Genomic DNA, 13,576 nt, shown 5'->3' on the forward strand with positions numbered 1-13,576 from the left:
GCCAGGACGGTCACCGGCAGCGTGTACCAGGCGAGGGCGGCCGCCTCCGCCGCCGTGGGCACCCTCAGCGCCGCCCCTCCGTCGAGGACCGCCGCCGACAGCCCCGCCTCCCCGGCGGCCGCGGCGCCCGCCGCGGCGGCCGGCCCGCCCCGGGCCCGCCCCCCCCCCCCACGGCCGTTCTCCCGGATCTTTCCAGAAGCCTCACACCGCGATCCTCGTTCTCCCCACACACTCCGCCTAGGCTCCCGTGAACACACGGACGATGCACGGCCCCCGGCGGACCCCGGTGGTGCGCGACCCACGGAAAGAGCGATGGACTACTGCTCGGCATGCCGACGCCACCTCAACGGGGCCTTCAGCTGCCCGGGGTGCGGCAGCACCGGGCCCGCCGCGCCCCGGCCCCGCACCGCCCCGCCGCCGCACGGGGCCCCGCCACCGCAGCAGGCCCCCGCCGAGGGGTACGCGCCCGCCGACGCGTACGCGACCACCGACCCGTACGCGGGCACCGGCGCGTACGGGGACGCAGCCCCTCCGCACGGCCACCCCGGTGCCCCGTACGGCAGCCCGGGCGCGGCCCCGTACGGCACCGCCGCGACCCTGCTGCACCCGACCGCGGCGGCCCCGCCGGCCGGCCCCGCCGCCGGACCGTACGGACCCGGGACGCCGCCACCCGCCGTCCCCGCGGAGTACGCCGCCCCCGGCGGGCCCGCCGTCCCCGGGGCGGAGGACCCCGCCCCGCCGCCGGCCGGCCCGGCCGCCGGCCCCCGCTCCCGTTCGGCCGCCCGCCGCCGTACCGCGCGCGGACGGCGGGGCCGCGGGGTGCTCGTCGCCGCCGCCGCGGGCCTGGTCGTGACCGGCCTCACCGCCGCCGTCCTCTCCTCCGAGGACTCCGGCCCCGCCGTCCGTGCCGAACCCGCGGCCCAGGGCGGCGGCGCCGCCCGGCCGGGCCCGTCCGACCCGTCCGCCGCCCCCACCGCACCCGCGGGCGGCGCCGCGTCCGGCCGGGGGACCCCGGCGCGCGGCGCGGCCGCCTCCTCCGGCGCCCCGTCGGCCTCCGGCTCCCCGTCCCCCTCCGGATCCGTGTCGGCGCGGCCCTCCCCGTCCGGGAGCAGGAGCACCTCCGGGGCGGCCACCGCGTCCGGGGGCTCCGTCCAGACCCCCGCCCGTCCCACCGCCCGCCCCACCGCGACCGCCTCCCGCACCTCCCCGGCCGCCACCCCGACCCCGACCCCGACCGCGCCCGCCCCGAAGCCGTCGCCCACCTGCCGGTCCCACATCCTGTGGTGGTGCACGGGCTGACCCGGCCTCAGGGAGACGTCCCGGCCCCGCCTGCCGCCCTGCCCCGGCGTCCACCGTCCGGGACCCCGCCCTCCGGCCGCCCCGCCCGCCCGGCGTTCCCGCCCGGACACCCTGCCCGGCCGACCCGCTGGGGCGACCCGCTTGGGCGACCCGCTTGGGCGGTGCCGCGGCGGGGAAGGGGGAGGGTCCGGGCGACCATGCCCGTGGGCCGCAGGGCCCCGGGCCGAGGGGACAGGGAGCAGCCGATGCCGGGACCCGAGGGCGAGGCGCTGGAGGCCGTGCGGGCCCGCCGCGACGAGCTGCGCGCCCGCCACCTCAAGCCGCGGGCCGAGCGTCCCGCCACCACGGCGCGCGGCGTCCACCACGTGGCCTTCATCTGCCGCGACGTGGAGGAGACGGTCCGCTTCTACCAGGAGGTCCTGGGCTTCCCCCTGGTCGAACTGGTGGAGAACCGCGACTACCGGGGCTCCAGCCACTTCTTCTTCGACCTCGGCGCCGGCAACCTGCTGGGCTTCTTCGACTTCCCCGGCCACGACCACCCGCCGTTCACCGAGACCGTCGGCGGCCTCCAGCACCTGGCGATCTCGGTGGACGCCGAGCAGTTCGCGGCCGCCCGCGACCGGCTCGCGGCGGCCGGGGTCGACGTCCTCGGCCCGGACCGGGGCGTCGACGACAGCCTCTACCTGCGCGACCCCAACGGGGTCAACGTGGAGCTGTACCGGGAGGAGCGCGGCGTCTTCGAGGGGAAGCGCATCACCGGCGACTGAGAGGCCGTCCCATCCGGCCCGGTCTGTGCGGCCGGCCGTCGAGGAGCGGTTGGCGAGGGATCGCCGCGACCCTCATCCGCTTGTGCCGGACCGTTGGCCGATGTGCGCCTCCGGCAGGCGGACGGCAAGGTCGTGGCCGCAGCTCCCGGCCAGGCTCGTCGGGGTGCGTCCAGCCGGGTCCGCGGGGCGGGGACCGGCGCCGAAGGCCAAGAGCACTGCCGTGGTGTGCACGGTCAAGGACTCTCCGGCCTGGATCGCGCCGTCCCCCTCGGCGTCGACCGCGTGCGTCAGGGGCGTCGTGTCAGTGGAGATCTCCTCCGGGTCCCCGCCGGCTGCCGGCGGACGGGCAGGCGTCCCGGCGTCCTCGTGCTCCACGGCACGACGCGTCGGTGTCCTGTCCTTCACCAGGACGTTCGATCCGGGCGCGCCCGGCTCCGAAGGCGCTGAGGCGCCACCGGATGAGACGGCCCCTGAGCAGGACCGGCCGGGTGCGAACCGGCGGCATCCGCTGGACGAGGGCGGCGCTCCACCGCCGAGCCGCGGTCCAGCAGGCCCGGCAGGATTCGCACCTGCGACTCCCCGCTTGGGAGGCGGGTGCCTCACCGCTGAGCTGCAGACCTCGGGCGGAAGGTGAGGGAGTCGAACCCCCGACCGTGTGACCGGCCATGCTTTTCGGGGGTGCTCGGTACGCCGATGCCGGACCTTTCAGCGGAGAGTGCAGGGATCGAACCTGCGCGGGTGACCCCGACGACGGCTGAGCAAGCCGTTCCGTCACCGCTCCGGCAACCCTCCACGTGCGTTGCCGAGGAATCGAACCTCGCCGACCCGAAGGCGCAGGGGTTGCAGCCCCGCATGTGTCCCACTGGGTCGAGCAGCGGGTCGGTGGCGGGCCCGGTGGTCGCGCGGGTGCTCCCGGCCCGGACGGCAGGTCCGGCAGCGGTCGCAGTCGCCGTCGGCGAGCAGGGCGGGGAGTCTCAGGACGGCTTCTGCGCCGGCGCTCCGCCCGGCCGTCGACGCGTTCCGCCGACAAATTCGCTACCCGGCGTCCGGAGCGCCGTGATACACCACCGACATGCCAAACATCCTGGAGTTCCCCGAGGTCCTGCGGCTGATCGAGGACCGCTCGGCCGCGTTCCGCGCCGCGCTCGCGTCCGCCCCGGACCTCGACGTCCAGGTCCCGACCTGCCCGGACTGGACGCTGCGCGAACTGGCCCAGCACCTCGGCGACGGCCGCCGCCGCCAGGCCGCCATCGTCGCCGCGGGCCCGGGCGCCGAGCCCCCGGCGAGGACGGACCCGAAGGGCGCCCCGACCGCGCCCCGCGACCGCGAAGCCCTGGACGCCTGGCTCGCCGAGTCGACCGGGCTCATGCTCGACGCGCTGCGCGAGGCCGGCCCGGACCGCGGCTGCTGGACCTGGTGGGGCCGCTCGCAGGCCCCGCAGACCAGCGGAGCCTTGGCCCGGCACCAGATCCAGGAGCTCGCCGTCCACACCTACGACGTCCAGCTCACCCTGGGGGCCGCACAGCCCCTGCCGACGGACGTCGCGGTCGAGGGCGTCGACGAGTTCCTGACGACCGTCGCGGCGACGACCGTCCCCTGGCCGTTCAAGCCGGCGACCATCGACCTGCACACGACCGAGGGCCGCTCCTGGCGCCTGACCCTCAACGCCGACGGCGTCCGCTGCGACGACCTCGCCGCCGACGCGGAGCCGGGCGACATGGCGATGCGAGGCGTAGCGAGCGAACTGGTCCTCTACTTCTACGACCGCATCCCGCTCGACGGCCTGGAGACCACCGGCGACACCGAGCCGATGGAGCAGCTCGCAGACTGGGACCCGAACGCGTAGAACGCCCACGTGTGACGCATCTGCCGGTGGTGCTCGCGCTCCTGCGGGCACCACCGGACCGGGGTTGCGGACATCGCGCGGCTGCGGGCCGGCTGCGGGCCTGCTGCCCAGGGGCGAAGGGCGCGCCTGCGGGCGGCTCGCGCTCGACCGGGGCCAGGGCGGTGTCGCGGCCCGGGCAGCCGTCCTTGTTCCCGAGGTGGCCGACGGTCGCGGCGGTCTTCCTGCGGCTCTCGGCCTCCAGGTGCCGGTCGGCGGCTTCGGCGCCCCGCCGAGTGGCCCCGGACCCGGGTCCGGGCCCGCGCTGCACCGCCTGGTCCTGGACGGGCTCGGCGCCTGCGGGGATCTCCGCCGGGCTCAGCGCGCGGGCGGGTCGAACACCGCGGCGGCCAGCACCCGCCCGCCGGAGGTGACCAGCCGCACCCCGCTCACCGGCGCCCCGGCCGGGTAGGGCTCGCCCCAGGCGCCGTACCCGTCCCGGAGCGGGAAGGTCCCCAGCGACGTGCGGGAGCCGTCGCTGCGCTGCAGCACGCACTGCACCATGCCGCCCGCCGACGAGCCGACCTGCTCCGCGTCCACGGACACGTACAGCCAAGGCGAGTCGCCGCCGTACGCGAAGACGTCCCCCAGCCGTCCGCTTCCGGTCTGCAGCGCCGCCGACCGCAGCGTGTGCCCCGTCCCCACGGTGGAGACGGCGGGCTCGGCGGCGGCGGGGGGCCCGCTGCTGCTGCCCAGCGCCCAGCCGCCCGCGCCCACCGCGAGGAGCGCCGCCGCAGCCGCCGCCAGCAGGACCGAGCGCCGCCTGCGGTGCCGCTGCCGCACCGGCCGGAGCACCGTCCCGAGCCGCACCAGCACCCGGTCCTCGAAGCCCACCGGCGGTTCGCTGCCCGGCACCAGATCCAGCAGGGCGTCCCCGGCCAGCGTCAGCCGGTGCACCTCCCCGCGGCAGCCGGGGCACCGGTCGAGGTGCTGCACGGCCGCGGCCCGCTCCCGTGCCGGCAGCACCCCCAGCGCCAGTTCGGCGGCGGCGTCGTGCAGCTCGGCGCAGCTGAGGGACCGGTCCTCATCCACCGCGCCCACCCCCCCGCCCCGGCACCAGCGCGGCCCGCAGCTTGCCCGCGGCCGTCCTGATCCTGGTCTTGGCCGTGCCCAGCGGCACGCCCTCGGCGTCGGCGACCTGCTGCGCGGTCATCCCGTAGATCCCCGCCATCACCAGGGCGCGGGCCTGCGGCCGGGGCAGCTCCGACACCGCGGCCCGCAGCTCGGCGGAGGCCTCGTCGGCGATGGCGTGCCGCTCCGGCGTGTCGGTGACGGCGTCGAGGAGGGTGGAGAGGTCCTCGGGGTCCACGGGTGTGGACCGGCGGGCGCGCACCGTGTCGACCGCCAGGTTGTGGGCGATCGACATCAGCCACGTCGGCACCGAGCCGCGCCGCGAGTCGTACACCTGGGCGTGGCGGCAGGCACGTTCGAAGGTCTGCTGGGCGACGTCCTCCGCCAGCTGGACGTCGCCGACGACCGCGACCGCCACGCCGAACACCCGCCGCTGGAACCGGCGGACGAACGCCACGGCGACCTCCGGGTCGCCGGTCATCAGACCGTCCAGCAGGACGTCGTCCGGCAGCCGCTCGAGGGGCAGGCCCATCCTGTGCATACCTCGGGTACGAACCAGCCCGCCGGAGGGATTGCTCCGGACGGCCCCCGTCTGCCGGGCCGAAGGTCCCCGCCGGGGCGGGTGCCCCTGCCGGGGCGGTCCCGCCCGGCGCCGTCAGCGCTCGCGCACCCGGCCGTCCTCGACCTCGATGCGCCGCGTGGTGTGCACCGCCTCCAGCATCCGCCGGTCGTGCGTCACCAGCAGCAGCGTGCCGGGGAAGGACGCCAGCGCCGACTCCAGCTGCTCGATCGCGGGCAGGTCCAGGTGGTTGGTGGGCTCGTCCAGCACCAGCAGGTTCACGCCCCGGGCCTGGAGCAGCGCCAGCGCCGCCCGGGTGCGCTCGCCGGGGGAGAGGGTGGCCGCCGGGCGCAGCACGTGGTGCGCCTTGAGGCCGAACTTCGCCAGCAGGGTCCGCACGTCCGCCGGGGGCGTGTCCGGCACCGCCGCGCCGAAGGCGTCCAGCAGCGCCTCCGGGCCGAAGAACAGGCCCCGCGCCTGGTCCACCTCGCCGACCACCACGCCGGGGCCCAGCGACGCCTGCCCGGCGTCCAGCGGCAGCCTGCCCAGCAGCGCCGCCAGCAGCGTGGACTTGCCCGAGCCGTTGGCGCCGGTGATCGCCATCCGGTCCGCCCAGTCGACCTGCAGGTCCACCGGGCCGAAGGTGAAGGAGCCGCGCCGCACCTCGGCGCCGCGCAGGGTCGCGACGACCGCCCCGGCGCGCGGCGCCACGGCGATCTCCATCCGCAGCTCCCACTCCTTGCGGGGCTCCTCGACGACCTCCAGCCGCTCGATCAGCCGCTCGGTCTGCCGGGCCTTCGCCGCCTGCTTCTCGGTGGACTCCGCGCGGAACTTCCGGCCGATCTTGTCGTTGTCGGTGGCCTTGCGGCGGGCGTTCCTCACGCCCTTCTCCATCCAGCCCCGCTGGGTGCGGGCCCGCGCCTCCAGCCCCGCCCGGGTGTCCGCGTACTCCTCGTACTCCTCGCGGGCGTGGCGGCGGGCCACCTCCCGCTCCTCCAGGTACGCCGCGTAGCCGCCGCCGTAGGCCCGGACCTGCTGCTGGGCGAGGTCCAGCTCGACCACCCGGTTCGCCGTGCGGGCCAGGAACTCGCGGTCGTGGCTCACCACGACCGCCCCGGCCCGCAGCCCGGCGACGAACGCCTCCAGCCGCTCCAGGCCGTCGAGGTCCAGGTCGTTGGTCGGCTCGTCCAGCAGGAACACGTCGTACCGGCTGAGCAGCAGCGACGCCAGGCCCGCCCGCGCCGCCTGGCCGCCCGACAGGGCCGTCATCGGCCGGTCCAGGCCGACCTTCAGCCCCAGCGACTCCGCGACCTCCTCGGACCGCTCCTCCAGGTCGGCGCCGCCGAGCGCGAGCCACCGCTCCAGGCCGACCGCGTACGCGTCGTCGGCGCCGGGCGCGCCGTCGACCAGGGCCTGCGTGGCCTCGTCCAGTGCGGTCTGCGCGGCGGCGACGCCCGTGCGGCGGGCCAGGAAGGCGCTGACGGTCTCGCCGGGGCGCCGCTCGGTCTCCTGCGGGAGGTGGCCCACGGTCGCGGCGGGCGGACTGGTCCGCACCGAGCCCCGCTCGGGCGTGTCGAGCCCGGCGAGCAGGCGCAGCAGCGTGGACTTCCCGGCGCCGTTCGCCCCGACCAGGCCCACGACGTCGCCGGGGGCGACGACCAGGTCGAGCCCGGTGAAGAGCGGCCGGTCGCCGTGCCCGGCGGCGAGGTCCTTGGCGGTGAGTGTCGCAGTCATCAGGACTGTGATCCTACGTCCCGTCCCCCGTGCTCCCGCCTGCTTGTCCCGGCGCCGGTCCCCGCAGTTCGGTGCGGCGCCCCCGGGCCCGCGCCTCCACCGGACCCGGAGCACCGGGGAGCGCGGCGGCCGCCGGCCCGCGACGATCACCGCGCCGCGCCGTTTTCGCCTCCCCAACCGGGGAACCCGGGGCTTATGGTGCAGATCGGGTACACGATGATGACCGAGCAGGCCGGACCGCGGGACCTGGTGGACCACGTGGTCCGCGCCGAGCAGGCGGGCTTCGACTTCTCCGTGGTCTCGGACCACTACTTCCCCTGGCTGGACTCCCAGGGCCACGCCCCCTACGCCTGGAGCGTGCTGGGCGCGGCCGCGTGGGCCACCTCCCGGATCCCGCTGATGACGTACGTGACCTGCCCGACCATGCGCTACCACCCCGCCGTGGTCGCCCAGAAGGCCGCCACCGTGCAGCTGCTCTCGCAGGGCCGCTTCCGGCTCGGCCTGGGCTCCGGCGAGAACCTCAACGAGCACGTGGTCGGCGGCGGCTGGCCGCCGGTGGACGTCCGCCACGAGATGCTGGAGGAGGCCGTGGAGGTCATCCGCGCCCTCTTCGCCGGCGGCTACGTCAACCACCACGGCACCCACTTCGACGTGGAGTCCGCCAAGCTCTGGGACCTGCCCGACCAGCCGCCGCCGATCGGGATCGCGGTCTCCGGCGAGCAGTCCTGCTCGCTGGCCGGACGCCTCGCCGACCTGGTCATCGCCACCGAGCCCAAGGGGTCCCTGCTGGAGTCCTTCGACCGGCACGGCGGCGCCGGCAAGCCCCGCGTGGGCCAGCTCCCCGTGAGCTACGACCCCGACCGGGGCGCGGCCGTCGCCCGTGCGCACGACCAGTTCCGCTGGTTCGCGGGCGGCTGGAAGGTCAACTCCGAACTCCCCGGCACCGCCGGCTTCGCCGCCGCCTCCCAGTTCGTCCGCCCCGAGGACGTCGCGGGGACGATCCCCTGCGGCGACGACGTGGAGGCGTTCGTCGAGGCGGTGCGCCCGTACGCGGAGGCCGGCTTCACCGAGGTCGCCCTCGTCCAGGTCGGCGGCGACGCCCAGTACCCGTTCCTGGACTGGGCGGAGAAGTCCCTGCTGCCCGCGCTCCGGGAGCTGTGACCCGCAGGTGCGGCCCGGCGCCCGCCGGGCCGCACCGACCGTGTGACCGCGTGACCGTGTGTGACTGGAGGACAGATGGACGGAGCACCCGACGCCCTCGGCATCGACCCCGGGCAGCTCGACGAGAGCGTGCTCATGCACGAGCTGGAGCAGATCCACCGCACCCGCCACGACACCCTCCTGCACGGCTCCGCCGAGGCCCTCGACCGGCACACCTCGCGGATGGCCGAGCTCGAGGCGGAGTACCTGCGCCGCCACCCCGGACGGCAGGTCACCGCCGGGCGCACCCGCCTCGGCGCCCGCGCCCGGGGCCACGCCGACGCCATGAACCCGGACGCGCTGCGCGGCCTGTCCTGACCGGACCGGCCGCTCCTCTTCCGGGCCTCCCCGCCTCCCGGGCCTCCCGGACCGGCCGCTCCCGCCGGCCCGTCCGTCCTCGCCGCCCTCCGGGGCCCGGCCGGGGCCCGCCGGTCCGCACGCGGCCCGGCCGCACCTCGGCCGCACCCCGGCCGCACCCCGGCCGTCCGTGTCCCCGGGCCCCGTGCCGCCGGGGCTCCGCCGTCCCCTCCCACCCGTGCGCCGGCCCCGCACCCCCGCCGTCCGCGCGGGCATGAACCGCACCGACCGGGGTACCGCATCCGGCTGCCGCGCCGCGCACCCTCCGGAGGCCGCATGCCCACCACTCCCGCCCGCTGGAGGCGCGCCGTGGTCACCGGCGGGGCCGGCTTCGTCGGCTCCCACCTGTGCACCGCCCTGCTGGACCGGGGCACCCGCGTCGTCTGCGTCGACGACTTCTCCACCGGCGCGCCCGGCAACCTCGCCCACCTCGCCCGCCGCGACGGCTTCACCGTCCTGCGCGCCGACGTCTGCGAACCCTTCGAGGTCGACGGCCGCGTCGACCTGGTGCTCCACCTCGCGTCCCCCGCCTCGTACGCCGACTGCCTGCGGCTGCCCCTGCACACCCTGGACACCGCGTCCCTCGGCACCCGCAACGCCCTGGACCTGGCCCGCGCCCACCGGGCCCGGTTCGTCCTCGCCTCCGCCGCCGGCGTCTACGGCGACCCGCAGCGCCACCCGCAGCGCGAGGACCACCCGGGCAGCGTCGACCCGGTCGGCCCCCGCAGCGCCCACGACGAGGCCAAGCGGTTCGCCGAGGCGCTCACCGCAGCCCACGCGGCCGCCCTCGGCACCGACGCCGCGATCGTCCGCCTCTTCTCCACCTACGGCCCCCGGATGCCGGCGCACGACGGCCGGGCCGTCGCCGTCCTCATCCGGCAGGCCCTCGCCGGGGAACCGCTCACCGTCACCGGCGACGGCAGCCAGACCCGCTCCTTCACCTACGTCGACGACGCGGTCCGCGGCATCCTCGCCCTGGCGGCCTCCGACCTCGCCGGCCCGGTGAACATCGGCAGCCCGCACGAGATCAGCATGAACGCGCTGGCCCGCCTGGTCGTCTCCCTCACCGGCTCCTCCTCCGGGGTCCGCCACGTCGCGCGCCCCGCCGGCGACCCCGCCGGGCGCCGCCCCGACACCGCCCTGGCCCGCGACAAGCTCCAGTGGGAGCCGCTGACCGGCCTCCGGGAGGGGCTGCGCCGCACCGTCACCTGGTTCCGGTCCGTGCCCCGCGGCTGAGCCCCCTGCGGTCCGCCGAGGGCCGCGGGCCGTGCCGCCGGGGGCGCACGGGGCGGGTTTGCCGGGGTGCGCCCCGGGAAGGCGCGAGCCAGTGCCACGGATGAAGAAGGCACCCACGGGCCGACCCGGTCGCTCGAACGGCCGGCGGCCTGCCCCGGGCGGACGGACGCCCCGCGTCCGCCGCCGGGTCCGCAGGCCGGGTCCCGCCCTCGCCCCCGGAGTGCGCACTGCCGTCGGCTGTGCACGGAAAGCAGGCCGCCATGCCCCGTCCCGGGCCCGGTTCCGCCCGCCCCCGTCCCGGTCCCCGAGACGCCGGACGCCCCGTCCGCGCGGCGGACGACCGCTCCCCGGCGGACCTCCCCGAGCGCCTGCGGCGCCTGGCCGGCCTCCCCGCCGGGCCCGAACGGGACCGGCTCCGGGAACAGGTCATCGCCTCCCTCATGCCCATGGCGCGCCGCCTCGCCCGCCGCTTCCGCAACCGCGGCGAGAGCGACGACGACCTGCTGCAGGTCGCCTCCGTCGGCCTGGTCAAGGCCGTCGACCGCTACGACCCCGAGCAGGGGCACGCCTTCGAGTCCTTCGCGGTCCCGACCATCGTGGGCGAGCTCAAGCGGCACTTCCGCGACCACGCCTGGGACCTCCACGTGCCCCGCCGCGTCCAGGAGGCCCGCAACCAGGTCCGGAGGGCCCAGCAGGAGCTGCTCCAGCCGCTGGGCGGCCGCAGCCCCACCGTCGCCGAGGTCGCCGACTACACCGGCCTCGCCGAGGAGGACGTCATCCTCGGCCTGGAGGCGTACCAGGCGTACGCGGCCGTGTCCCTGGACGCGCCCGTGCCCGGGCTGGAGGCCGGCTCGCTCGCCGACACCATGGGCGCCGAGGACCGCTTCCTGGACCTGGTGGTCGACCGGATATCGCTGCGGCCGCTCCTGGAGGGGCTTCCCGAGCGGGAGCGCCGCATCCTCTTCCTCCGCTTCTTCCGCAGCATGACCCAGCATCAGATCGCCGACGTGGTCGGCGTCTCGCAGATGCACGTCTCCCGGCTGATCGCCCGCTCCTGCGCCACCCTGCGCAGCGGCATGCTCGCCGGGGTCTGACCCCGGACCGCCCCCGGTCCCGGACCGCCTCCGGACCATCCCCGACCCCGGACCGCCTCTGGCCCACCCCCGACCCCGGACCGCCCCCGACCCCGGAACCGCCCGAAGTGCGCCGCGCCCGAGAGGCCCGGGGGCGGCCTGCCGGCGCCCCGCACGGCCTCTCCCGTCCCCCCGGGGACCCCGACACCCCGCCCGACCCGCCGGCCGCACCGCGGCCGTCGACAGACACGGAAGGTGACCGCCATGTCCAGCTCCGGTGAGCCCACCCGGGACGACCCGTCCGCCATACCGGCCGCACCCGCCGCGCCCGCCGCGGCGGAGCCCCCGGACGGCCCGGCCCGGCCCTCCGTGCCGGAGCCGTGGCTCTCGCCGGACGCCGACACCGCCGCCACCGCCGCCACCGCCGCCACCGCCGGCAACGCCCCCGGCCCGCGGCGTCCGCCGCACCCGGACGCGGTCCTCTTCGAACGCGACGGAACCCTGGTCGCCGACGTCCCCTGCAACGGCGACCCCGGCTGGGTCCGGCCCCTGCCCGGGGCCCGCGAGGCGCTGGCCGAACTGCGGGGCCTCGGCGTCCCGGTGGGCGTGGTCAGCCACCAGCCCGGCGTGGCGAAGGGCATCCTGACCCGGCAGCAGGTCGACGCGGTCCAGTGCCGCGTGGAGCAGCTCCTCGGCCCCGTCGACGTGTGGGCCGTCTGCCCGCACGGGCCCCACGACGGCTGCGGCTGCCGCAGGCCCGACCCCGGGCTGGTCCTCGCGGCCTGCCGCCGCCTCGGCGCGGACCCGGTCCGGACCGTGGTCGTCGGCAGCACCGGCGCCGACCTCGTGGCCGCCGCCTCGGCGGGCGCGCGCGGCATCCTGGTGCCCGCGCCCGGGGCCCGCGAGGAGGAGGCCGACCGCATCCACGAGACCGCCCCCGACCTCGTGGCCGCCGTCCGCCTGGCGCTGCACCACCCGGTCCGGCGCGACCTCCCGTCGGTCCGCATCCGGTCCGCCGCTCCCGCGATGGAGGCCGGGCCCGCAGACGGCGCCCCCGCCTGATCCCGGCGGCGGAGGCCCGCCCCGCCGCCCGCCGCCCGCCGTCCTCGCGGACGCCGCCCGGGACGGCGCACCCCCCGCCGTGGCCGGCCCGCACGCGAGGTGCGGCCGCCCCGGCCGGGGGCGCCGCCGGGACGGCCGTGGACGGCCGCAGCGGGGGAGGCCCGGCGCCCCGGGCGGTACCGGCGGGGACGCTCCCGCCGGACGCCCTGTCCGGCCTGCCGCCCGGATCGGCCCCCGCCTTTTCCGCTGTGCCGACGGCCTGCCGTTGCCGCGGCCCCGGCCGCCCCCGGGTCAGCCGCCGGAGGAGGACCGCTCCGCCGACGGCGCGGCCGGGCCGGAGGCGGTGTCCGAGGGCGCGGGCCCGGTGGGGGCGCCGGCGGTGGGCTCCGGCGCAGGAGCCGTCGACGGGGGCGCGGAGGACGGTGCGGGCGGCGAGGACGCCGCAGGCGGTGTCGTGGCGGCCGTGGGCGCGGGCGTGCCGGACGGGGTGTCCGCCGGGTGGGGGCGGCCCGGAGCGGTCGTGCCCGCACCCGGCGCGGGCCGGACCGCCCCCGGCGTGGCGACCGAGGTGCTGCGGACCGCGAGGGGCGGAAGCGGCGGTACCGCCGTGGGGGACGCGAGGGCCGTGCGGTGCGCGTGCCCCGGGCGGGCGGGGGCCTGCGGTGCGTCCACCGCCGGGGCGGGGGTCGTCGCGTCGAACACGCTCGGCGGCGCGGTGGTACCCGCCCGCCGGGCCCCGGGGGCGGTCGGGCCGGTCGTGGCGGAGCCGCCGTCCCTCACGGCGGCCGTCGACCCGGCCGTCGACCCGGCCGTCGACCCGGCCGTCGACCCGGTCCGTCCCGGTGCGGCCGCCTCCGCGGAGACCGGGGCGGCGGGCAGCAGGTCGCCGGGGGCGGTCGGGGCGGCGGACGCGGTGTCCGGCGGCAGCGGGGGCCGGGCGGCCGAGGGTCCGGCCGGGACGGCGGCGTTCCCCACCGCCAGGGCGCCTGCGGCGATGGCACCGGCTGCCAGGACGGCCATGGCGGCCAGTCCGGGGTTGATCCGCACCGCGCGGCGGCCCGGAGTGCGGCTCAGCAGCCGGGGTCCGGAGGCCGGGCGGGCGTGCCGGGGACCGGTGCGTTCCGGGGCCGGGGTCATGCGGGTCCTCCTGGTGCTGTGCGGACTGCGAAAGCGTGCCCGATTCGTGCCTGAAGTGCCAGAGAAGACCGTTTTCGCGTGAAGAGGCTCACACGCCCGTGGGGGATTACGACGCCCGGTAGGAGACCCCCGCGCCCCGTCCACGGCCCGGATAAACCTCTGTTTTCGTGCGAATCGGGTGTTTAACGATCGAAGTGGG

12 protein-coding genes and 3 tRNA genes are annotated in these 13,576 nt (G+C 77.8%); 8 read left to right on the top strand and 7 right to left on the bottom strand.

Features of this window, described 5'->3' with window-relative positions:
- The first annotated feature begins 312 nt into the window (after window positions 1-312).
- Window positions 313-1,299, top strand: a complete 987-nt coding sequence (locus LO771_RS29480) for a hypothetical protein (protein WP_230748133.1) — start codon at window positions 313-315, stop codon at window positions 1,297-1,299.
- A gap of 245 nt (window positions 1,300-1,544) precedes the next feature.
- Window positions 1,545-2,066: a VOC family protein gene (locus tag LO771_RS29485; RefSeq protein WP_230748135.1), complete on the top strand. Its 522-nt coding sequence runs from the start codon at window positions 1,545-1,547 to the stop codon at window positions 2,064-2,066.
- 476 nt (window positions 2,067-2,542) lie between these two features.
- Here the strand turns inward: LO771_RS29485 and LO771_RS29495 are convergent.
- The 3 genes from LO771_RS29495 to LO771_RS29505 all read right to left on the bottom strand — a co-directional run bounded on the left by LO771_RS29495 (window position 2,543) and on the right by LO771_RS29505 (window position 2,858).
- A tRNA-Thr gene (locus LO771_RS29495) sits at window positions 2,543-2,612 on the bottom strand.
- Window positions 2,613-2,614: 2 nt separating this feature from the next.
- A tRNA-Gly gene (locus LO771_RS29500) sits at window positions 2,615-2,686 on the bottom strand.
- An 89-nt stretch (window positions 2,687-2,775) separates the two neighbouring features.
- Window positions 2,776-2,858, bottom strand: a tRNA-Ser gene (locus LO771_RS29505).
- 280 nt (window positions 2,859-3,138) lie between these two features.
- Between LO771_RS29505 and LO771_RS29510 the strand changes: the two genes are divergently transcribed.
- Window positions 3,139-3,912 carry a maleylpyruvate isomerase family mycothiol-dependent enzyme gene (locus LO771_RS29510; protein WP_230748137.1) on the top strand — a complete coding sequence of 258 codons (774 nt, stop codon included), beginning with the start codon at window positions 3,139-3,141 and terminating at the stop codon, window positions 3,910-3,912.
- Window positions 3,913-4,266: 354 nt separating this feature from the next.
- On the opposite strand, the gene LO771_RS29515 is transcribed toward LO771_RS29510, so the two are convergent.
- The 3 genes from LO771_RS29515 to LO771_RS29525 all read right to left on the bottom strand — a co-directional run bounded on the left by LO771_RS29515 (window position 4,267) and on the right by LO771_RS29525 (window position 7,312).
- On the bottom strand, window positions 4,267-4,980 hold the full coding sequence (locus tag LO771_RS29515) for a hypothetical protein (protein ID WP_230748140.1): 714 nt from the start codon (window positions 4,978-4,980) through the stop codon (window positions 4,267-4,269).
- Entirely contained in the window at window positions 4,973-5,560 is a 588-nt protein-coding gene (locus tag LO771_RS29520; RefSeq protein WP_230748142.1) for an RNA polymerase sigma factor, read from the bottom strand. Before LO771_RS29520 ends, LO771_RS29515 begins: the two co-directional genes overlap by 8 nt.
- 114 nt (window positions 5,561-5,674) lie before the next feature.
- Window positions 5,675-7,312, bottom strand: a complete 1,638-nt coding sequence (locus tag LO771_RS29525; protein WP_230748143.1) for an ABC-F family ATP-binding cassette domain-containing protein — start codon at window positions 7,310-7,312, stop codon at window positions 5,675-5,677.
- A 195-nt stretch (window positions 7,313-7,507) separates the two neighbouring features.
- Between LO771_RS29525 and LO771_RS29530 the strand changes: the two genes are divergently transcribed.
- The 5 genes from LO771_RS29530 to LO771_RS29550 all read left to right on the top strand — a co-directional run bounded on the left by LO771_RS29530 (window position 7,508) and on the right by LO771_RS29550 (window position 12,240).
- Window positions 7,508-8,473 (top strand): LLM class F420-dependent oxidoreductase, encoded by a 966-nt coding sequence (locus tag LO771_RS29530; protein WP_230748145.1) that lies wholly within the window; start codon window positions 7,508-7,510, stop codon window positions 8,471-8,473.
- A gap of 75 nt (window positions 8,474-8,548) precedes the next feature.
- Window positions 8,549-8,830 carry a DUF6158 family protein gene (locus LO771_RS29535; protein WP_230748147.1) on the top strand — a complete coding sequence of 94 codons (282 nt, stop codon included), beginning with the start codon at window positions 8,549-8,551 and terminating at the stop codon, window positions 8,828-8,830.
- Window positions 8,831-9,145: 315 nt separating this feature from the next.
- Window positions 9,146-10,105, top strand: coding sequence for an NAD-dependent epimerase/dehydratase family protein (locus tag LO771_RS29540; protein WP_230748149.1), 960 nt, complete (start codon window positions 9,146-9,148; stop codon window positions 10,103-10,105).
- A gap of 260 nt (window positions 10,106-10,365) precedes the next feature.
- The gene (locus LO771_RS29545) at window positions 10,366-11,199 is read left to right on the top strand and encodes a SigB/SigF/SigG family RNA polymerase sigma factor (protein WP_230748152.1); all 834 of its coding nucleotides are present in this window, start codon (window positions 10,366-10,368) and stop codon (window positions 11,197-11,199) included.
- 243 nt (window positions 11,200-11,442) lie between these two features.
- On the top strand, window positions 11,443-12,240 hold the full coding sequence (locus LO771_RS29550) for an HAD-IIIA family hydrolase (protein WP_304944883.1): 798 nt from the start codon (window positions 11,443-11,445) through the stop codon (window positions 12,238-12,240).
- 291 nt (window positions 12,241-12,531) lie between these two features.
- On the opposite strand, the gene LO771_RS29555 is transcribed toward LO771_RS29550, so the two are convergent.
- Complete coding sequence (locus LO771_RS29555) at window positions 12,532-13,377, bottom strand: hypothetical protein (protein ID WP_230748154.1); 846 nt, start codon at window positions 13,375-13,377, stop codon at window positions 12,532-12,534.
- Window positions 13,378-13,576: the final 199 nt, after the last annotated feature.

Source organism: Streptacidiphilus sp. ASG 303, assembly GCF_020991365.1.
Taxonomy (GTDB): Bacteria; Actinomycetota; Actinomycetes; order Streptomycetales; family Streptomycetaceae; genus Peterkaempfera.